We start from the raw sequence: 20,153 nt of genomic DNA, 5'->3' as shown, positions 1-20,153 counted from the left end.
AAACGTGGAATGACGCCGCCATGGCCAAGGGACCTTCGAAGCGGAATGCCGACACGAGCCTCGCTGTGCGTGCGGCCTGGTTGCACTATGCGGGTGGGATCACCCAGGCCGAAGTTGCCCGGCGTTTGGGGGTCTCCAACGCCACTGCAAGCAGGCTGATTGCGAGCGCACACGAGATCGGGGCGGTGAAGGTATCCGTTGTTGGCGATGTCGCCGAATGCCTGAGCCTCGCTGACGATCTGTGCGGGCGCTTCGGGCTGAAGGTGTGCGAAGTCGTTCCGGATCTCGATGAGGATGGTCTGCCGTTACGCGCCCTCGGACATGCCGGGGCGATCTTCCTGGAGCGGGCAGTGCAAAGCGGCGGCGAAATGTTGATTGGACTCGGCCATGGGCGCACGCTGGCAGCCGCCATCGACATGATGTCCCGCATTGAGGGCGGGAAGGTTCGCTTCGTCTCGCTGCTCGGCGGCGTGACGCGCAATTACGCGGCGAACCCGCATGATGTGATGTTCCGGCTTGCCCAGAAGACTCGCGTCGAAAGCTATATCCTTCCTGTGCCGTTCTTCGCCAACACGGCGCAGGACCGCGATGTCTTGTTGGCCCAACGCGGCGTGCGACATGTCTACGATCTGGCAATTGCAGCCGACATCATGATCGTCGGCATCGGTACGGCAGAGCCGGATGCGCAACTCGTCTCCTCGCGCATGATCGAGCAGCATGAGATCGAGGAGGTGCGCCGGGCCGGAGGTGTGGGCGAGCTTCTCGGACACTTCTTCGATGCCGGGGGAAACCCGATCAAGACCTCGCTCGACGGGCGGACGATCTCCCCCGATTTGAAGCAACTGAAGGGCCGGCGTGTCGTTGCCATCGCTGGCGGCCCTGAAAAGATCAATGCGATCGCAGCCGTGCTGAATAGCGGTACTATCAGCGAGCTGATCGTCGACGAGCCGACGGCCCGCGAGCTCGTGCGAAAGAAAAAACGGACACCATCCGTCGGCACGACGGGCGGCGCTGCGACGAGAGGTTCTGAGGAAGACCGCAGGACTGGCGCAGAGCGAGCGGTCCATGGCTGATCGCCGTGATATTCTGGTCGGTATCGACGCCGGCACCTCGATCATCAAGGCAGTCGCGTTCGATCGCCGCGGCCGGCAAATAGCGGCGAGCGCCATTCCCAACACCTACCTTGAGGGTGAGGACGGCTCGGCGACGCAATCCATGGTGCGGACCTGGGATGATTGCGCAAAAGCCTTGCGCGGGCTCGGAGACAAGGTGGAAAATCTTGCGCAGCGCACGATGGCGTTGTCTGTCACCGGCCAGGGCGACGGCACATGGCTTGTCGGCAGGAATAACGTGCCCGTCTCCGATGCATGGCTCTGGCTCGATGCGCGGGCGGCACCGACCGTCCGGCGCCTTGCTGCGAAAGATGAAAACCGCGTCCGCTTCGAGGCGACGGGTACGGGCCTGAACGTCTGCCAGCAGGGCGCGCAGATGGCTCATATGGCGGAGCATTACCCGGAGCTTCTTCGCCATGCGGAAGCCGCGTTCCACTGCAAGGACTGGCTCTACCTCAAGCTGACGGACGTGCGCGCCACCGACCCGTCCGAGGCGTGCTTCACCTTTGGTAATTTCCGAACCCGCGCCTATGACGACGCGGTGATCGACGCGCTCGAACTCTCCGCCCATCGCCGGCTTCTGCCGGAGATCATCGATGGAACGCGTGTGACGCACCCGCTTTCGGCGAGAGCGGCATCTGAAACCGGGCTTTTTGCAGGAACGCCCGTGTCCCTCGCTTTCGTCGACATGGCGATGACCGGGCTCGGCGCGGGCGTCCACACCGGCGATAGCCAAGCCGCTGCCTCCACCATCGGGTCGACGGGTGTCCACATGCGGGCCGTCTACCAGGATGCGGTGCAACTTAATTCCCAAGGCACCGGCTACGTGATCGCCCTGCCATTGCCCGGAATCGTCACCCAGGTGCAAACCAACATGGCCGCGACCCTCAACATCGACTGGCTGCTCGATGTGGCGGGCGATATCACGGCGGAGTTCGGGCATCGAGCATCGCGCAACGATCTCGTCGGCCGTATCGACGCCTGGCTCTCGAAAAGCGACCCCGGCGCGATCCTCTATCATCCCTATATTTCGGCGGGCGAGCGCGGGCCCTTCGTCGATCCTGATGCGCGAGCGGGCTTCATCGGCCTGTCCAGCGGCCACCGCTTCGCCGACCTGATGCGCGCCGTCGTCGAGGGCCTGGCCATGGCAGCGCGCGATTGCTACGCCGCGATGGGCGACATGCCGGGCGAATTGCGCCTGACAGGCGGCGCTGCCCGCTCGAAAGCTTTGCGCGGCATCGTTTCCGCGGCCGTCGAAGCGCCGATCCGAATTTGCAGCCGCGAAGAGACCGGGGCTGCAGGCGCTGCCATGATGGCGGCGGTGGCGGCAGGCGTCTATCCAACCATGGACGATTGCATTGACGAATGGGTGACGCCGCTTCTGGGGAGAAGCGAAGCGCCCGATCCGACTCTGGTCGAGACCTATGCGGCGCTCTATCCCGCCTACAGGCAAGCGCGTGAGGCGCTTCTTCCTGTCTGGGACCATATGGCCAGGGACCGCCGCCGGAACCAGCGTGTCGACAGGGCGGAAGACGCCCTCAACACCAAGTTGACGAACGGCAAACAGCGACAAGGCGAATGATGATGACGCAAGAAAACACTGTCGATGTTCTCGTCATCGGCGGCGGCATCAATGGCGCAGGCGTTGCCCGCGACCTGGCGGGTCGCGGCCTTTCGGTTATCCTGTGCGAAAAGGACGATCTGGCGGAAGGAACCTCGTCTCGATCGGGCAAGCTGGTCCATGGCGGTCTTCGCTATCTGGAATATTACGAGTTCCGGCTGGTGCGCGAGGCGCTGATCGAGCGCGAGGTTTTGTTGAGCAATGCCAGCCACATCATCTGGCCCATGCGCTTCGTCCTGCCGCACAGCCCCGAGGATCGTCCGGCCTGGCTCGTGCGCCTCGGCCTCTTTCTCTACGATCATCTGGGCGGGCGAAAGCGACTGCCCGGCACACGCACCCTCGATCTGAAACGCGATCCCGAAGGCGCGCCGATCCTCGACAAATACGTCAAGGGCTTTGAATATTCGGACTGCTGGGTGGACGATGCCCGGCTCGTCGTCCTCAACGCCGTCGGCGCATCGGAGATGGGAGCTGAGATCCTGACCCGCACTGCCTGCATTACAGCAAGGCGCGATGACGGCATCTGGCACGCAGAGCTGAAAAACGGGATGACCGGCGAAACCAGACACGTGCGCGCCAAGCTTGTAATCAATGCGGCCGGCCCTTGGGTCAACGATATCGTGGGGCGGGTCGCGGGTCGAAATTCCCGGCGCAATGTGCGGCTCGTCAAGGGCAGCCACATCATTACCCCAAAATTCTGGGAGGGGCCGCAGGCCTATCTCGTTCAGAACCACGACAAGCGGGTGATCTTCATTAATCCGTACGAGGGCGACAAGGCGCTGATCGGAACGACCGATATTCCTTTCAACGGGCGCGCCGAAGATGCAAGCGCGGACGAGAGCGAAGTCGAATACCTCATGGCAGCGGTCAACCGGTATTTCAAGGAGAAGTTGCGCCGCGAGGACGTTCTCGAAACCTTCGCCGGCGTGCGGCCGCTCTTCGACGATGGACAAGGCAATCCGTCGGCGGTCACCCGAGATTACACGTTCGATCTCGACGAAAGCGGTGGGGCGCCCATGCTCAACATCTATGGCGGCAAGATCACGACATTTCGGGAACTGGCCGAACATGCGGCCGGCAGGATTTCGAAGTTCTTCCCGAAAATGGGGAGAAATTGGACAGCGGATGCGCCCATGCCCGGTGGCGACATCGAGAACGCCGATTTCATCGGCTTTATGGAGACGATGCGGCAGGCCTATCCCTGGATGCCGCGCGATCTCCTGCGACATTATGGCCGACTCTACGGCTCGCGGATGGACAAGATCATTGGCGGGGCGACCGCCCTCGACGGTCTCGGCCGGCATTTCGGCGCCAAGCTCTATGAGGCGGAAGTCCATTATCTTGTCGCGCACGAATGGGCGTTGACCTCGCAAGATGTTCTCTGGCGCCGGACCAAGCAGAACCTCCATCTTTCGAAAGACGAGAGGGATCGTTTCACCGAATGGTTCAATAAGTTCGCGATCGGGCAAGTCAGGAGCCCCCATCCGAACGACCGAAAAGCCGTCGGGACTTGATCCCGATCCGCTACAATATCTTACCAGAAATTCACCAATACGCCGCAGTCATGAGGTCCAGAGAATATCGGCCCCGAGAGACCGCTTTCTGGCCTCATGGCGCCGGGGGGGTGCTCAGCCCCACCCGCATAACCCTCGAGATGGAAATGGGCATGGGCATCCATGACGAGCCGGGCATCTGGCGCGACAAGCTGAAGCCCGCGGATGCGATCACCGACGAGGTGATCGACCGCATTCTCGCCGACCGCCCGTTCGCCCGCGGCGATCGCGTCTCGGTGCTGGTGAACTCGCTGTGCGCGACGCCGCTGGAGAAGCTTTACATCATTGTACCGCCGTGTCCGGCAGCGCTTTGACGAGGCCGGGGTGGAGATCGTCATGCCGCTGGTCGGCCGCTACGCCACCTCGATGCAGAGGACCGGCGCGACGCTGACCGTTATCGCGCTCGACGACGAAATCGAGACCTAGCTAAAGGCGCCGGCAGCCTGCGCTTACTGGCGCGTGGGCTGAGCGATGAGCAGCACCACGGTCGACAAGGCAGCCATTCACCGCCCAGCAGATCCACTACACGCTGGAGGCGCGCGAGGCCGAATACGAGCTTCTGTAGCGCGTCAACCATGATGTCCGGTCGGTCAGGATGGTTGTCGCGCAACGAGCTTCTGCCGATCGCCGTGAAGGGCGTCGGGACAATGGTCTGGTCACCGCTGGCGGCGGGGCTGCTGTCGGGCGCCTTTCGACCCGACAGCCGGCCGGCGGACTCCCGTGAGGCGGCTGGCTGGAGCGAGCCGGCGATCCGGGACGAGGAGCGGCTCTGGCGAATCGTCGACTGCCTGGTCGATATCGCCAAGTCCCACGATATCACGCCCGCGCAGGTCGCACTCGCCTGGACGCTGTCGCGTCCGGCGATATCGGCGCTCGTCGTTGCCGGCCTCGGAGAGGCGCAGTTCCGCCAGAACATCGCGGTTGCGGAACTGACCCTTTCGCCGGACGAGCTTCAACGGCTCCATCAGGTCAGCCGGTCGGCCTACACACCCCTATTGGCACCAGCTCAATTTCGCCGCGGACCGCTTCTGCGACGCCGACCGTGCCCTCCACGACAGCTTTCGCGATCTCGGAATGGTGTAAGGGCGGGAAAGCTCACGATCTCGAATAGCGCGTGTCGCGAAGACGGTATCTCGGCGGCATAATTGTCCCGTTTCATCCGGAAACACTCACCTTACCTTGCCAGTGTCATAGACTCCGGCGTAGCACGCACCGCTCTCCGGAGCGGGAGCTCGCAAGCACGCAAAGGGAAAGCGCCAGGATAGTCACGGAACGAACTTGACCTGCACTAAAGCTATTGCCGCAGGCGAGGACCGTCGTCGGCGAGATCCCAATAAAGGCCGGCCATCATCGCAAGGCCCTCGCGCGCTATTGTGGTTGGCAGATGCTCGTTCGGCGCATGCTGCGAGCAGCCCGGATAGGAATGCGGCACCCAGATCGTCGGCAGGCCGAGGATGTCGGAGAACGCGTCATTGGGTAGCGATCCGCCAAGATTGGGCAGGATGGCCGGCTTGCGACCCGTGGTGCGACCGATGGAGGAAGCTGCCCACTTCACCCAGGGACTTTCCGGGTTCAGGCGCGTCGCCTGGAAAATGTGGTCGCGCGTGCCGGCCAGTTGCACCATAGACAAGCCGTGGCGGTCGAGGTGGCGGCGGATTGCCGGCAGAACGGCCTGCGGGTCGACGCCGACCACGAAGCGCAGCTGCATCCGGGCCCACGCGCGAGGCGGGATGGCGTTCACGGGCGTCTTGGGATTGCCGGCCTCGAACGCGAGAACTTCAAGATTGCACCAGCCGAAGACCTTTTCGGAGGGGCTGAGACCGGGCTCGCCCCATCCCGGTTCGATGCTCTCGCCCTCTTCTCCTTGGGTGATGTCGCACTCGAGGAGTGCGCGGCGCACGGCGGCTGGGACTTCCGTCGGAACCAGTTCGGGCAAGCGGATCTGGCCGGTCGACCCGACGAGGCCGGCGATCGCATGCGAGAGTTGGATTGCCGGGTTGGACAGGAGCCCGCCCCAATTGCCGGAATGGCGGCCACCGTCGCGAGCGTCGATCCACATGTCGAACGTCACGCCGCCGCGCGATCCCAGGAAGATCGTCGGCCGGTCAGCGCTTAGCCGCGGACCATCGGAGGCGATGAGAAGATCGGCCGAGAGCTCGTCGCGATGGCTCTGGCAGATCGCATGGAGACCTGGCGAGCCGACCTCTTCTCCCATCTCGATGAGATATTTCGCATTGAAACCGAGCCGGCCGCGCGTCTCGAGGACGGCGGCAAGCGCCGCGAGATTGATCGAATGCTGGCCCTTGTTGTCGACGACGCCACGCCCGTACCACCGGTCGCCGATTTCAGTGATCGTCCAGGGAGACAGCCCCTCGTCCCACTCCGCGTCGAGGCCGCGGATGACGTCCCCATGGCCATAGCCGAGGACGGTGGGCAGGGCAGGGTCTTCTATCCGCTCGGCGATGACGAAGGGCGCGGAGGCCAGCTCGTTCTCAACGAGCGTGGTGGTGAATCCAAGCGCATGAAGTTCGGGCACCATCTCGTCGGTGAGGTAGCGCAGGAGTTCCGGGCCGCGATCGGGGTTCTGGCTTTCCGTTGGCATCGCGACGCGCCGCGCGAGCGTCTCGCGGAATTCGCCGCTATCGAACGAGGCTTGTGCACGGGTGACGGCGGCTTCACGACTCACAGGCGAGATCCTTGTTGATGAGCCGGGAAGGTCGCGTTGCGGTGGGCCGAACGTCAAATGCGAAATTGGCATGGGCTATTGTGATGCAGGTATGAAACGCGGGCCTGACGGTCCTCAGCCTGGGAGCTGGCGCGTCGCCTCCTCCTCGGCTGCGTTGCGTATCAGGGTGGCCAGTTCGTCGACGACGCCGGTGCGCGCCTGCCAGCGCGGAAAGATGAACACGTAGTCAAGTTCGATGGCGGGCTCGAAGGGTCGGATCGCCATGCCCGGCTTGTAGCTCGAACGCGCCACGAAACCGTCAGCGACCGCCACCCCGAGGCCGCGCGCCGCGAGTTCGCAAGCCACCACGCCGTTGGGCGTCTCCAGCCGAATCCTTGGTGTGGCGCCTATGCGACGGAAGGCGGTATCGAGGCATTGGCGCATCACGGTGCGCGGCGCATTGGCGACGAGCGGCACGTCGATGAGATCACAGGCCTCGATGATAGCCTTCGCGGCGAGGGGGTGGTCCTGCCGCATCACCGCCACAGCGCGCACGGAGACCATGGGCTCGACGTCTATCGTATCGTTATCGAGCGGCAGGACGGTGATGCCGAGGTCGAAGCGTTCGCGCCCGAGCCAGACCTCGATATCGATCCTCGAACGCGAGTCGATCGACGCCGTGAAGCCAGGGTCGTTCAGCGTCATCGTAGCGACGGCATCGCTCAGGAGGGCGTTGGTGATGTGCGGTGCCGTCAGAATCCGCACGTGGCGGCTCTGCTCCTCTCTAATACGGCGGCCCGCTAGCATAGCCTCGTCGAGGCTATAAAGCGCATGTTCGACGTGGCTGTAGAAGTCGCGGGCCTCGCGTGTCGGCACCAGCCGGCGTTTTGTGCGGGAAAAGAGAGGAAAACCGACCTCCTCTTCCAGCGCGGCGAGAAGCCGGCTCACCTGCGGCTGCGTGCGGTGCAGCCGCTCAGCGGCATTGTTGAGAGAGCCGCCTTCCATGAACGCTCTCAGTGCCTCAAGTCCCTTGAGGTTCATGGTTTACTCCATTCGCTTTACGCATGAGAGGATACCAAAATCGAAATTGACGCATCGCGCAAGGCTCGTACGGTGCCCTTATTGTCATCGTGTGGGGAGCCTCATGTCGGATACCGATCTGGAAAGCGCAGCGTGGCAGTGTGCGCCCAGCACCTACCTGCGTTCGCGTCCGGCGACACACGCCCTCCCGGCGCGACCCCTCTCGATGTATCTCGACATGCGCGACGGATGCCGGCTGGCGGCGGACGTCTATCTGCCGCAAGGCGGGGCGGGGGACGCGACCTATCCGACGATCCTCATCCTCACGCCCTACTACCGGCGTTTTGCGCTTCGTGAGGGTTCCACAAGCGAGCCGAGCCCGAACGCGGCCAGGTATCGCGACTTCTTCGTGCCGCGTGGCTATGCCGTCGTGGTGGTCGACGTCCGCGGAACAGGGGCAAGCTTCGGAACGCGTGACAGTTTCCGTTCGCCGAGCGAGCGCGAGGACTTCGGCGAGGTGGCAAGCTGGATTGTCGCGCAGCCCTGGTCGGACGGCGTCATCGGTTCGACCGGCATCTCATATCTCGGCGCGGCCGCCTGCTTCCTCGCGAGCACCGGGCACCCTGCGGTCAAGGCGATCGCGCCGCTGTTTGCTGTGTGGAACACCTACGCCGACCACCTTTATCCGGGCGGCGTATTGCTCAACAAGCTAGCCGAAAGCTACGACCAGATCATGGTCGGGCTCGACCACGACCGCCGCGACGTTCTCGCGCGTCAGCCCTATTTCGACAACCCAGACTTCAGCGGGCCGCAGCCGGTCGACGACGACACGGATGGCGCCCTTTGTCGGAGCGCCGTGCGCGAGCATCTGGGCAATTTCCACATGCCCGACTTCATCACCGAATTCCGCTTTACCGACGACCGTCTGCCCTACGATCCCTCGTTCGGCGCGCACTCCTTCAGCCCCTGCCACTATGCCGACGGCATCGCGCCGGACGTCGCGATCTATTCGATCTCCGGCTGGATGGATGGCGCCGGCTTCGCCAATGGTGCGATCGCGCGTTTCCTTTCTCTGCCGAACGAGAAACGCCATCTCCTTCTCGGCCCGTGGGATCACGGTGCACGCACGAATGTCTCGCCGTGGCGCGAGCGGACCGAACCCGACTTCCCGGTCCTCGGCGAGGTGCTGCGCTTCTTCGATCATTATCTGCGCGGCATCGATACCGGGCTCGGCGACGAGGCGCCGATCCACTATTACGGGATGCACGAGGAGGCCTGGCACGCTGCGCCGAGCTGGCCGCCGCTGCCGGCGACGAAACGTCTGGGCCTTTCATCGGACAATTCCCTGACCATCGAGGCCGGCAAGGCGGGCAGTGACGAATACCGCGTCGACTTCACCGTCAGCACGGGTGTTTCCACCCGCCACGAGCGGCTGGCGGCACTGGCCACGAGCGAGTACTATCCCGACTGGCAGGGCCGGGACGCGGCGATGCTCTCCTATACGTCCGGGCCGCTGTCAGCCGATGCCGAGATGTCGGGTCATCCGGTTCTCGATCTCTGGATCGAGTCCAGCCAGGGCGATGCAGTGATCCACGCCTATCTCTCCGAGGTGGAGGCGGACGNGTCCGGGCCGCTGTCAGCCGATGCCGAGATGTCGGGTCATCCGGTTCTCGATCTCTGGATCGAGTCCAGCCAGGGCGATGCAGTGATCCACGCCTATCTCTCCGAGGTGGAGGCGGACGGAACCACCCGCTATGTGACGGAGGGGGTGCTGCGCGCGCTGCACCGCACGGAGTCGGCGGCGCCGCCGAACCAGCGCTGGACGTGGCCCTATCGCGATTTCAGCCGGGCGAAGTCGCTGCCGCTCACGCCGGGCGAACCGGCGCGGCTGCACTTTGCGCTGCTCCCGACGTCCTGGACCTTCAGGCAGGGCAGCCGGATCCGCCTGTCGATCGCCGGGGCCGACGCGGACCATTACGTCCAGCTGCCCTACGGTCGGCCACCCCTTCTGACCGTCAGGCGCGGCGGTGACTTCGCGTCGTCCATCGATCTTCCCTGGCGGGAGATCCAACCCTCGTGACGCAATCTGTAACAGCAATGGGAGTAGTTCGATGAGACTGAAGAAGAGCCTGATGGCTGCCTGCGCGATGGCGCTGGTAACCTCCCCCGCTTTGGCCGGCAAGGACGACGACACGTTCGTCTGGGCGACCTCCACGGAAATGGACACGCCGGACCTTTACTACGGCAATCAGCGCGAAGCGCTGATCTCCGCCTATGCGCAGTGCGACAGCCTGATCCATCGCGACCCGCAGACAAACGAGTACCAGTCGCTCCTCGCTACGAGTTGGGAATGGGTCGACGACACGACGCTGGAGTTGAAGCTGCGCGAGGGCGTGACCTTCCACGATGGGACTGCGTTCGATGCCGAGGACGTGGCCTACACGCTGAACCACGTGGCGGCGCCCGACAGCGACATGAAGATCCGCGTCATCGTCGACTGGATCGACAATGTCGAGGTGGTCGATCCCGCCACGGTGCGCATCCACGCCAAGAAGCCGACGCCGGCGGCCTTTGAGTACCTGTCCGGAACCTCGCCGATCTACCCGTCGGGCCATTACGACGACGCGCCGGAGGTTCCCGGTGCGGACGGCACGACGCGTCGCGACTGGGGCGCCGTCAACCCGGTCTGCACAGGCCCGTACATGCTGACCGACTATCAGGCCGGCCAGTCGCTGACGCTGGAGATCAATCCGGACTATTTCACCGACGGCCCGAAGGGCACGCCCTCGATCGGCAAGATCGTCTATCGCACCATCAAGGACACCGAGACCCAGATCGCCGAACTCGTGACGGGCGGCGTCGACTGGATCTGGGGCGTGCCGCCCGAGAATGCCGAAATGCTTGGCAGCATGGACAATCTGACGGTCGTCGGCGCGCCGACGATGCGCATGTCGTTCCTGGCGCTGGATGCGGCCGGCCGGACCGGTGACACGCCGATGACGGACGTTCGCGTGCGGCAGGCGATCGCCCATGCGATCAACCGCGAGGCGATCGCCGAGAACCTCGTCGGCGAGGGCGCGGCAGTGCAGCAGTCCATGTGCGTGCCGGTGCAGTTCGGCTGCGAGACGGACGTGACGCAATATCCCTATGACCCCGAGCGGGCGCGTAAGCTGCTGGCGGAAGCGGGATACGAGGACGGCTTCAGCGTTCCGTTCTACGCCTATCGCGATCGTCCCTTCTCGGAAGCCGTGCTCAACTATCTGCGTGAAGTCGGCATCAACGGCGACCTGCAGTTCCTCCAGTGGCGGGCGCTGCGTCCGCTGATCGCGGAGGATCAGACGGAAATCGCGCATCTGACCTTCGGGTCGAACGGCATGCTCGATGCTTCGGCGTCGACCGGCTACTACTTCCAGTTCGGGCCGGACGATTATGCCCGCGACGAGGAAGTGCGCGACTGGCTGGCCGCGGCGGAAGCCACGATGGACGAGGCGGAGCGCCGCGACCTCTATTCCAAGGCGCTGAAGAAGATCGCGGACGAGGCCTATTACGTCCCGCTCTTCGTGTATGGACGCACCTACGCGTTCAACAGCGATCTCGACTATCCCGTAACGCCGGACGAGATGGCGCATTTCTATCTTGCGAAGTGGAAGTAGTTTTCTCCGGACACCGGGGCGCTGCGGCGTCCCGGTGTCCTCTCTCGGGAAGCCCATGCTCCTATTTATCCTGAAACGCCTGGCGTTGACCGTACTGGTCGTCGCCATCACTTCGATCATCGCTTTCCTGCTTGTGCATCTGTCGGGCGATCCTGCCGCCGCGATGGCGGGTGAGGGCGCATCGGCCAGCGACATCGCGGCGGTGAGAGAGCTTTACGGTTTCGACCGGCCGCTCTTCGTGCAGTATCTCGACTGGATCGGCCGCGTCCTGCAGGGCGATTTCGGACGTTCCTACTATCTGCGCATGGACGTGCGCACGATCCTCGCCGAGCACATACCCGTCACCGCGACGCTCGGCATCCTGGCGCTCAGCTTCGCGCTGCTCCTCTCGATCCCGTTGGGAGTCCTCGCTGCGCTGCGTCCGAACACGCTGGTCGACCGGATCGCACTCTGGATCGCCGTCGCCGGGCAGGCGCTGCCCTCGTTCTTGTTTGCGCTCGGGCTGATGTACCTCTTCGGCGTCTATCTGCGCTGGTTGCCGATTTCCGGCGGATCGACCTGGCTGCATTTCCTGCTACCCTCCATCGCGCTCGGCTATTACGCCACGCCGGCCATCATGCGCCTGACCCGCTCGGGCATGATGGACGTGATGCAGTCGGACCACGTCCGGACCGCCCGCGCCTATGGGCTCTCGCCATGGCGCGTCGTCGTGCGCCACGGACTGCGCCACGCGATCATCCCCGTCGTCTCGCTGGCCGCCGTGCAGTTGGGCTTCATGCTCGGCGGCTCGATCGTTATCGAGACGATCTTCTCGCTCAAGGGTCTGGGCTATCTCGCCTGGGAATCGATCCAGCGCGCTGACATCGAGGTCATCCAGGCGATCCTCCTGGTGATTGCCACTGCCTATGCGATCCTCACCCTTCTCGCGGACCTTCTCAATGCGGCCCTCGATCCGCGCATCCGGATCAACTGAACGACATGGCAACCGTCTCTCACCATCCGCCCGTCGCAATTTCCCTTTCCCCCGGCAGGGTCGCGGTTCGCCGTGCCCTGCGGCATGGCAGCTTTTGGGTCGGTGGCACGATCGTGCTGCTGATCGTCCTGACGGCGATCTTCGCGCCGTTTCTGACGCCGTACGACCCGTCGGCGCAGGACCTGGCGAATCGCTTCGTGCCGCCGGTCTGGGATGCCGAGGGGAGTGCGGCGCATCTGCTTGGCACCGACGGTCTGGGACGCGACTATCTGGCGCGGCTCCTCTATGGGGCCCGGATCTCGTTGATGATCGGCTTCCTGACGGTGCTGATCTCCGGTACGATCGGCACGGTCATGGGCGTTGCCGCCGGCTATTGGGGCGGCCGCGTCGACCTCTTCGTCAACTTCCTCATCACCATCCGCCTGACGCTCCCGGTCGTGCTCGTCGCGCTGGTTGTGGTCGCGCTTATCGGCAGTTCGCTCACGCTCCTTGTCATGGTGATCGGGCTGCTTCTCTGGGATCGCTTCGCCATCGTCATGCGCAGCGCGACGCAGCAGCTGGCCTCGCGCGAGTACATCACCTCGGCGCGCACGATCGGCAGCTCGACGGCGCGGATCCTGTTCCGCGAGATTCTGCCCAACGTCATGGGCCCACTGATCGTCGTCGGCTCGATAGAACTCGCCCATGCGATCCTGCTCGAGGCGGCCCTGTCATTCCTCGGTCTCGGCGTCCAGCCGCCGCAGGTCTCATGGGGACTAATGGTTGCGGAAGCCAAGAGCCAACTGCTCTTCCGGCCTTGGATGATCGCCGTCCCCGGTGTGGCACTCGTCCTCCTGATCTTCGCGATCAACCTCGTCGGCGACGCCCTTCGCGACGTGACCACTCCCGAAGGAAAGGCCTGAGCGATGACCACACCTGTGCTCGACGTCGCCGGCCTGAAGGTCGAGATCCCGGTCGCCGACACTGTCCTGCGGCCCGTGCGGGGTATCGACCTGACGGTGCATCGCGGCGAGACGGTCGCGATCGTGGGCGAGTCCGGCTGCGGCAAGAGCCTGACCGCGCTCGCCATCATGGGTCTCCTGCCACGCAGCGCCAGGCTCACCTCCGAGCGCATCGACCTGACCGGCGAGTCGCTGAGCGGCGCCTCGCAGCGGCGCTGGCGCCAGCTGCGCGGCGACAAGATCGCCATGATCTTCCAGGACCCGATGACGGCGCTCGATCCCTGCTACCGGATCGGCGACCAGATGAGCGAGATCCTGCGCCAGCACCGCAAGGTGTCGGCGAGCGCGGCCCGCGAACGGTCGGTGGAGCTCCTGAACAAGGTCGGCATTCCCTCGCCGGAAGAGCGGCTGGGGCAGTTTCCGCACCAGCTATCGGGCGGCCTTCGCCAGCGCGTGATGATCGCCATGGCGCTTCTCTGCGAGCCGGAGCTGATCATCGCCGACGAGCCGACGACGGCGCTCGACGTCACCATCCAGGCGCAGATTCTTAGGCTCCTGCGCGACATCCAGCGCGATACCGGCATCGGCCTGGTGCTGATCACCCACGATCTCGGCGTCGTCGCCGGCATGGCCGACCGGATCGTCGTGATGTATGGCGGCGAGATCGTTGAGTCGGGCACCTGCGATGACGTGCTGGCCAAGGCGCTCCATCCCTATACGGAAGGGCTGATGCGCTCCATCCCGGTGCCCGGCGAGACGAAGGCCGGGGAAACGCTGGGGTTCATCCCGGGCGTGGTGCCCCGCCAGACCGGCGAACTGACGCGCTGCGGCTTCCTGGAGCGCTGCCCCTATGCGTACGGACGCTGCGCCGAGGGGCCGATCGCGCTTCGCGATACCGGTGAGGGCCACACGATGCGCTGCGTGCTGCCGGTGGACGGCAGCGGCCGCGACCCCGCCGCGTGGACCAACCAGCCGGAGGTCGTCCAATGACCGATGACGTCCTGTCGATGCGCGGCGTGACCCGCGACTATGCCGTCGGCGGCGGCTTCCGCAAGAAGCGGACGTTGCGGGCGCTGCGCGGCATCGACCTCACCGTCGCGCGCGGCCGCACGCTCGGCCTCGTCGGCGAGTCCGGCTGCGGCAAGAGCACGCTCGCCAAGATCCTGCTCGGCGTCGAGAACCCGAGCGCCGGCACCGTCCTCGTCGGCGGCAAGCCGATCGAGACCTATGGCCGCCTGGAGCGCGCGCGCCTGATCCAGCCGGTCTTCCAGGATCCCTATTCCTCGCTCAACCCCCGCATGACCGTCGAACGGATCATCGGGGCGCCACTGAAGGTGCGCGGCGAGGGCAACGCGGCCTCGCAGCGCGCGCGGGTCCAGGAGATCGCCGGTGAGGTCGGTCTGCCGCGCCATCTCGTCGAGGCTTATCCGAGCCAGCTCTCCGGCGGCCAGCGCCAGCGCGTCGCCATCGCTCGCGCCCTGATCAGCAAGCCCGAGATCCTCATCTGCGACGAGCCGACATCCGCGCTCGACGTCTCGGTCCAGAGCCAGATCCTCAACCTCCTGCACCGCCTCAAGCAGGAGCTGAACCTGACGATGATCCTCATCAGCCACAATCTGGCGGTGGTGAACCATCTCGCCGACGAGGTGGCCGTGATGTATCTCGGCCAGATCGTCGAACGTGGGAAGAGCGAGGCGATCTTCGAGCGCGCGCGCCACCCCTACACCGACGCGCTCCTCAAGGCGGTGCTGCCGCCGCGGGCGGGTTCGCGCCTGCCCGAACTCGGACTGCAGGCCGATTTCCCGAGCCCGCTTAATCCGCCCTCGGGCTGTGCTTTCCATCCCCGCTGCCCGAAGAGCGATGCGTCGCTTTGCGTCAGGGTCGATCCGCCGGCGGCCGGAGAGCCGCATGTCTATCGCTGCCACCACCCGAACCACATGGCGGACGCCGACATGCGCGCGCTCGAGCCGTCCCGCTGAGATGACAATGATGACCAACCGTATCGATATCGACATTGCCGAGCGCGGGGACTTTGCGGGCGGCGAGGACTTCGGCGAGACCGGTCCCTACGAGCGGCTCCAAGGCAGGGTCCACTTCAGGGTGGATCCTCTCGCCGCGGCGCAGAGCGTCGTTACCGATATCGGGCTCGCACCGATCGACGATGACAGGCTCGTCTCCTTTACGGCCGATTTCTGCATCTTGCGGCCGCGCGACCTTACCCGAGGCAACCGGCGCCTGTTCTTCGACTACGGCAATCGCGGCAACAAGCGGGCTTTGCAGTTCTTCAACGACGCCCCGGCCAGCAACGACCCGCGATCGTCGGCCGATGCCGGCAACGGCTTCCTGATGCGCCGCGGCTATTCGATCGTCTGGCTGGCGTGGCAGGGCGACCTTCTGCCCGGCGACGGGCGGATGATCCTCGAGGTTCCGGTGGCGACCGAGGATGGCCGGACGATCACCGGCATCACCCGCGCAGAATACATTGCCGCCGAGCCGGGCATGACGACGCTGCCGCTGAGCTCGCTCGTCTCGACCCGCAGCTATCCGGCCGCCTCCCTCGACACGCACGCCGCGAAACTCACGCGGCGGCGCTACGCTCACAGCCCGCGCGAGGAGATCGCGGCCGATGCGTGGTCGTTCGCCCGGGTCGAGCGCGGCGGCGGCGTCGACAATCAGGGCATGGAGAACGTGGTTCTCGCCTGCGACAGCCATATCCACCTGCCGGGCGGTTTCGAAACGGGCTGGATCTACGAACTCGTCTACGAGGCCAGGGACCCGCGCGTCCTGGGGCTCGGCCATGTCGGCGTGCGCGACTTCATCGCCTTCCTGAAATCCGGCGATGCCACCGCTTCGGGCGCAGCCAATCCGCTGGCCGAAGGCGATACACGCATCGAGAAGGCCTATGCCTGGGGCCGCTCCCAGACCGGCCGCTGCATCCGCGATTTCGTCCATCTGGGCTTCAACGCCGACACGCAAGGCGGCCGCGTCTTCGACGGGGTGATGCCGCACGTGGCCGGCGCCGGCAAGATGTGGATGAACCACCGCTTCGCCAATCTCGTGCTGCTGCCGGGGCAGGAACACGAGAACCATTTCACGCCTGCCGACCGCTTCCCGTTTTCCTACGCCGTGTCGGTCGACCATTTCACCGGCCGCGAGGATGGCATCCTGAAGCGCCCGGACACCGATCCACTGGTGATCCACACCGATACGGCCTGCGAATACTGGCACCGCCGCGCCTCGCTGGTCCACACCGATTCAAGGGGCGATGACCTGCCGCAGCCGTACAATGTGCGCGTCTATCTGTGGTCGAGCTCGCAGCATTACGCTTCACCGCTGGTCGCCGGTCCGGCACGGGGCATGGCGCAGACCTACTTCAACACCGTGGCGACCTCGATGTTCTTCCGTGCCAATCTCGACCGGCTGGACGCCTGGGCCACGACCGGCGATGCGCCGCCGCCGAGCCGCATACCGCTTCGTGCAGACGACACCCTGGTGGATGTCGACGCATGGCGGTCGTCCTTTCCCGCCATCCCGGGCGTGGCCCTGCCGCGCTCGCCGAGCCGCCTCGAACGGCTCGACTTCGGTGATGAGATCGATCGCGGCCATATCACCCGGGAGCCCCCCGCAATCATTGGCGACGAGGTCTATCCGGTGCGCGTGCCGGCCGTCGACGGCGACGGCAACGATATCCCCGGCGTGCGCGCGCCGATGGTCCAGGCGCCGCTCGGCACCTATACGGGCTGGAGCCTGCGCCGCCGCGAACACGGGCATGGCGCGATGGTGGGCATTACCGGCAGCTACATTCCCTTTGCCGACACGCCGGACGAGCGCGAACAGACCGGCGATCCTCGCCCCTCCATTCTCGAGCGCCATCCTGATCCAGAGGATTACGTTCAAGCGATCCGGCAGGCAGCCAAGCGACTAGTGGAGGAATGCCTGATGCTGGAGGAAGACGTCGAGCGCGCCGTGCAGGGTGCCTCGGACTGGGGCCGCGCGCGCCACGACGTGCGGCTGTAAGGCGATGGCCATGTCGTCAAAACCCAACGCGATGGTGGTCTGTCCGCAGCCCGAGGCTGCGGAGACTGGCATCGAGATTCTGCGCATGGGCGGCAATGCCGTCGATGCGGCGATCGCCTGTGCGCTGGCGCAAGGCGTGGTGGACCCGCTGATGTGCGGCATCGCGGGCTTCGGCAGCGCCGCTGTGTATCTCCCGGGACAGGACGTCCACCGCTATCTCGATTTCCACGCGCCGGCGCCGGCTGCCGCACGAGCGGGCATGTGGGAGGACCTCGTTCGCGGCGAGACCCGCGACGGTTTCGGCTTCATTCTTGAAGGCCGCGTCAACGATCTCGGCTATCAGTCGATCGCGGTGCCGACCGCTCTCAAGGCCTACGAGGCCCTGCATCGCGCCCATGGACGGCTGCCATGGAAAACGCTGTTCGAGCCGGCCATCGCCTGGGCGCAGGACGGCTTCTTCGTCCGCCCGGCCATGCATACGTTCTTCATGGAAAGTGCGAAGATGGGCCGGGCGGCGACGGCCGAACGCCTCGCCTACAGTGCCGGCGGCCGGGCCCTCTACTGCAGTCCCGACGGCACGCCAAAGGAGATCGGCGCGCCTCTCGCCAACCCTGACTATGCCGCGACGCTGCGGCGGATCGCCGAAGCCGGCGCTGACATCTTCTACGAAGGCGACATTGCCTATGCGATAAGCGCCGACATGGCCGCCCACGGCGGCTTGCTGTCGCGCGACGATCTGGCCGCCTGTCGCCCGCAATGGAGCGAGCCGCTGACCGGTACCTACCGCGGGCGACGGATCACCACAAACCAGCCCCCAGGCGGCGGCGTGATGCTGCTGGAGATGCTGAACATCCTGGAGCATTTCGACCTCGGAGCACTAGGCCACAACACGCCCGACTACATCCGCATCGTCTGCGAGGCGATGAAGAGGGCGACGATTGACAAGGATCGCTTCGTCGGCGATCCGGCCTTTCTCGACATTCCGCTGAAGTATTTGACCGACAAGGCCCACGCGTCGGCGATGGCGGAGGACATCAGACGCGGTGTGCGCGCCTCCGTCCCGCGGCTGAAGGAGATTGACGGGGAATCCGTGAATACGACGCATCTCTGCGTCGTCGACGGGGAAGGCGGTTGCGTGTCGATGACGCATTCGCTCGGCATGCCGTCCGGCGTCATCACCGAGGGCCTCGGCTTCTTCTACAATGGCTGCATGGGTGTGTTCGACCCGCGTCCCGGCCGGGTCGGCAGCATTGCCCCGGGCAAGTCGCGGTTCAGCGCCATGTGCCCGACCATCGTGTTCGAGGATGACCGGCCCGCTTTGGCCCTCGGGGCACCGGGCGGCACGCAGATCGTCATGGGCGTGCTGCAGGCGATCCTGAACGTCTTCGACTTCGGCATGGACGTTCGCGAAGCGGTGTCCGCGCCCCGCTTCTCGTCCACCGGCGATCCGATCGACGTCTCCAATCGCATTCCGCGTTCGGTGACGCGAGTGCTCGAAGCCGATGGCTACGAGGTCATCAGGAACCCGTACGGCCACACGATCGGCTGGGTCCATGCGATCGGTATGTCGGGCGGCCAACTTGCCGGCGCGGCCGACCCCGGCCGCGACGGTGTCGCCTATACAGCCTTCGTTGATCGCTGAGCAATTATACCGATCTGCACTTGATGTGACTCAGTTGTGATTTTCGTATTTTTTTGGGTGAGCGTGATTCCCTGTTTCGGCCAAGGGAGGGAACGAGCGATGGCCCTGAAAATCAACGAGGATCTGTCGGCTGCGGAGCTTCGGGCTCTGGCACGGCGAGAGACCAACGGGCGGGTGGCGAGTCGTCTGCTGGCGCTGGCGGGCGCGCTGTCGGGGATGAACCGGACGCAAGCGGCCGAGGCAGCGGGCATGGACAGGCAGACGCTGCGCGACTGGGTGTGGCGCTATAATGCCGAGGACGTGGCGGGTCTGCGCGACCGGCCGAAGGGGCATCCGCCGGAAGCGCTCACCGAGGCCGAACAGGCGAGCCTTGCCAACAACCACCCTTGCGGACCACCCACCGGATGACGCTCATGGCGCCGACAATGAGGAGCCGCCTTATGTCGGTCTGCCCCATTTTGCTGACCGACCCCAGCTTGGACTTGCCGCCCGTTGACCGCTGCCTGGGCACGAGGCCCAGCCAAGCTGCGAAGTTGCGCCCGCTGTCGAACGTGTCGAGGTCCGGCGCGAAGGCCGCAACGGCGCCCGCCGTTACCGGCCCGATCCCCGGTATGGTGCAGAGCCTTCGGAGTTCCGTGTCCGTCTTCGAGGCTGCCTCCAGTTCATCCGCCAGCCGCTCGATCACCTCCGTGGGCCGCGCGATCTGCTCGAGATAGATCGCGCCCATCTCTCGCACCACGGCAGGCAGATCACTGGCCTCGTCAGCGAGCGCGTCCTCCAGCACCTTGAGGCTCGCCGGCCCCTTCGGTGCCACGAGACCGAACTCGGCCAGATGACCACGAAGGATAGTGTCCCACCATGTGGTGTAGCTGACGGCGATGGCCGAGCGGTTCCGGCCAAGCCGGATTGATCAGCGTGCCACGGCTGGCAGGCTAACGAACGGATCATCGCTCAAG

The 20,153-nt window shown here is 65.1% G+C and carries 16 protein-coding genes and 2 pseudogenes; 15 read left to right on the top strand and 3 right to left on the bottom strand.

Translation table 11 applies throughout. The features are described 5' to 3' along the window. The first annotated feature begins 20 nt into the window (after positions 1-20). The 6 genes from VQ042_RS19370 (at position 21) to VQ042_RS19345 (ending at position 5,431) form a co-directional block, all read left to right on the top strand. Positions 21-1,073, top strand: coding sequence for a sugar-binding transcriptional regulator (locus tag VQ042_RS19370; RefSeq protein ID WP_331821955.1), 1,053 nt, complete (start codon positions 21-23; stop codon positions 1,071-1,073). Beyond that, positions 1,066-2,694, top strand: a complete 1,629-nt coding sequence (locus VQ042_RS19365; protein WP_331821954.1) for an FGGY-family carbohydrate kinase — start codon at positions 1,066-1,068, stop codon at positions 2,692-2,694. The genes VQ042_RS19370 and VQ042_RS19365 overlap by 8 nt, the downstream gene beginning before the upstream one ends. Before the next feature lie 2 nt (positions 2,695-2,696). Continuing rightward, positions 2,697-4,247, top strand: a complete 1,551-nt coding sequence (locus VQ042_RS19360; protein ID WP_331821953.1) for a glycerol-3-phosphate dehydrogenase — start codon at positions 2,697-2,699, stop codon at positions 4,245-4,247. Continuing rightward, positions 4,244-4,600 (top strand): dihydroxyacetone kinase subunit DhaK, encoded by a 357-nt coding sequence (locus VQ042_RS19355; protein ID WP_331821952.1) that lies wholly within the window; start codon positions 4,244-4,246, stop codon positions 4,598-4,600. Before VQ042_RS19360 ends, VQ042_RS19355 begins: the two co-directional genes overlap by 4 nt. Positions 4,601-4,610: 10 nt before the next feature. Next, positions 4,611-4,712, top strand: coding sequence for a hypothetical protein (locus VQ042_RS19350; protein WP_331821951.1), 102 nt, complete (start codon positions 4,611-4,613; stop codon positions 4,710-4,712). 173 nt (positions 4,713-4,885) lie between these two features. Continuing rightward, positions 4,886-5,431, top strand: a complete 546-nt coding sequence (locus VQ042_RS19345; RefSeq protein ID WP_331821950.1) for an aldo/keto reductase — start codon at positions 4,886-4,888, stop codon at positions 5,429-5,431. A gap of 149 nt (positions 5,432-5,580) precedes the next feature. On the opposite strand, the gene VQ042_RS19340 is transcribed toward VQ042_RS19345, so the two are convergent. After that, positions 5,581-6,972 carry a M20 family metallopeptidase gene (locus VQ042_RS19340; protein ID WP_331821949.1) on the bottom strand — a complete coding sequence of 464 codons (1,392 nt, stop codon included), beginning with the start codon at positions 6,970-6,972 and terminating at the stop codon, positions 5,581-5,583. Positions 6,973-7,086: 114 nt separating this feature from the next. Beyond that, positions 7,087-7,992 carry a LysR family transcriptional regulator gene (locus VQ042_RS19335; RefSeq protein WP_331821948.1) on the bottom strand — a complete coding sequence of 302 codons (906 nt, stop codon included), beginning with the start codon at positions 7,990-7,992 and terminating at the stop codon, positions 7,087-7,089. Here VQ042_RS19335 and VQ042_RS19330 point away from each other — a divergent pair. The 9 genes and pseudogenes from VQ042_RS19330 to VQ042_RS19290 form a co-directional block, all read left to right on the top strand. Then, positions 7,955-10,051: a CocE/NonD family hydrolase gene (locus VQ042_RS19330; protein ID WP_442880136.1), complete on the top strand. Its 2,097-nt coding sequence runs from the start codon at positions 7,955-7,957 to the stop codon at positions 10,049-10,051. The genes VQ042_RS19335 and VQ042_RS19330 overlap by 38 nt on opposite strands. 31 nt (positions 10,052-10,082) lie before the next feature. Beyond that, positions 10,083-11,624, top strand: a complete 1,542-nt coding sequence (locus VQ042_RS19325) for an ABC transporter substrate-binding protein (protein ID WP_331821946.1) — start codon at positions 10,083-10,085, stop codon at positions 11,622-11,624. Between the two features lie 55 nt (positions 11,625-11,679). Then, the gene (locus tag VQ042_RS19320) at positions 11,680-12,597 is read left to right on the top strand and encodes an ABC transporter permease (protein WP_331821945.1); all 918 of its coding nucleotides are present in this window, start codon (positions 11,680-11,682) and stop codon (positions 12,595-12,597) included. Positions 12,598-12,602: 5 nt separating this feature from the next. Then, positions 12,603-13,499, top strand: a complete 897-nt coding sequence (locus tag VQ042_RS19315; protein ID WP_331821944.1) for an ABC transporter permease — start codon at positions 12,603-12,605, stop codon at positions 13,497-13,499. A 3-nt stretch (positions 13,500-13,502) separates the two neighbouring features. After that, entirely contained in the window at positions 13,503-14,528 is a 1,026-nt protein-coding gene (locus VQ042_RS19310) for an ABC transporter ATP-binding protein (protein WP_331821943.1), read from the top strand. After that, positions 14,525-15,517 (top strand): oligopeptide/dipeptide ABC transporter ATP-binding protein, encoded by a 993-nt coding sequence (locus tag VQ042_RS19305; RefSeq protein ID WP_331821942.1) that lies wholly within the window; start codon positions 14,525-14,527, stop codon positions 15,515-15,517. Before VQ042_RS19310 ends, VQ042_RS19305 begins: the two co-directional genes overlap by 4 nt. A 7-nt stretch (positions 15,518-15,524) precedes the next feature. After that, positions 15,525-17,555 carry an alpha/beta hydrolase domain-containing protein gene (locus tag VQ042_RS19300; protein ID WP_331821941.1) on the top strand — a complete coding sequence of 677 codons (2,031 nt, stop codon included), beginning with the start codon at positions 15,525-15,527 and terminating at the stop codon, positions 17,553-17,555. Between the two features lie 10 nt (positions 17,556-17,565). Continuing rightward, positions 17,566-19,197: a gamma-glutamyltransferase family protein gene (locus VQ042_RS19295; protein WP_331821940.1), complete on the top strand. Its 1,632-nt coding sequence runs from the start codon at positions 17,566-17,568 to the stop codon at positions 19,195-19,197. Between the two features lie 99 nt (positions 19,198-19,296). After that, positions 19,297-19,522 (top strand): annotated as a pseudogene (locus VQ042_RS19290) (helix-turn-helix domain-containing protein); the annotation flags it as partial. Between the two features lie 75 nt (positions 19,523-19,597). Here VQ042_RS19290 and VQ042_RS26040 read toward each other — a convergent pair. Beyond that, a pseudogene (locus tag VQ042_RS26040) lies at positions 19,598-19,831 on the bottom strand (transposase); the annotation flags it as partial. Positions 19,832-20,153: the final 322 nt, after the last annotated feature.

Source organism: Aurantimonas sp. A2-1-M11, from assembly GCF_036549475.1.
In the GTDB taxonomy this organism is placed as follows: Bacteria; Pseudomonadota; Alphaproteobacteria; order Rhizobiales; family Rhizobiaceae; genus Aurantimonas.
Note: the sequence above shows the minus strand (reverse complement) of the source record. Positions and strands in the feature narration are given on the sequence as shown.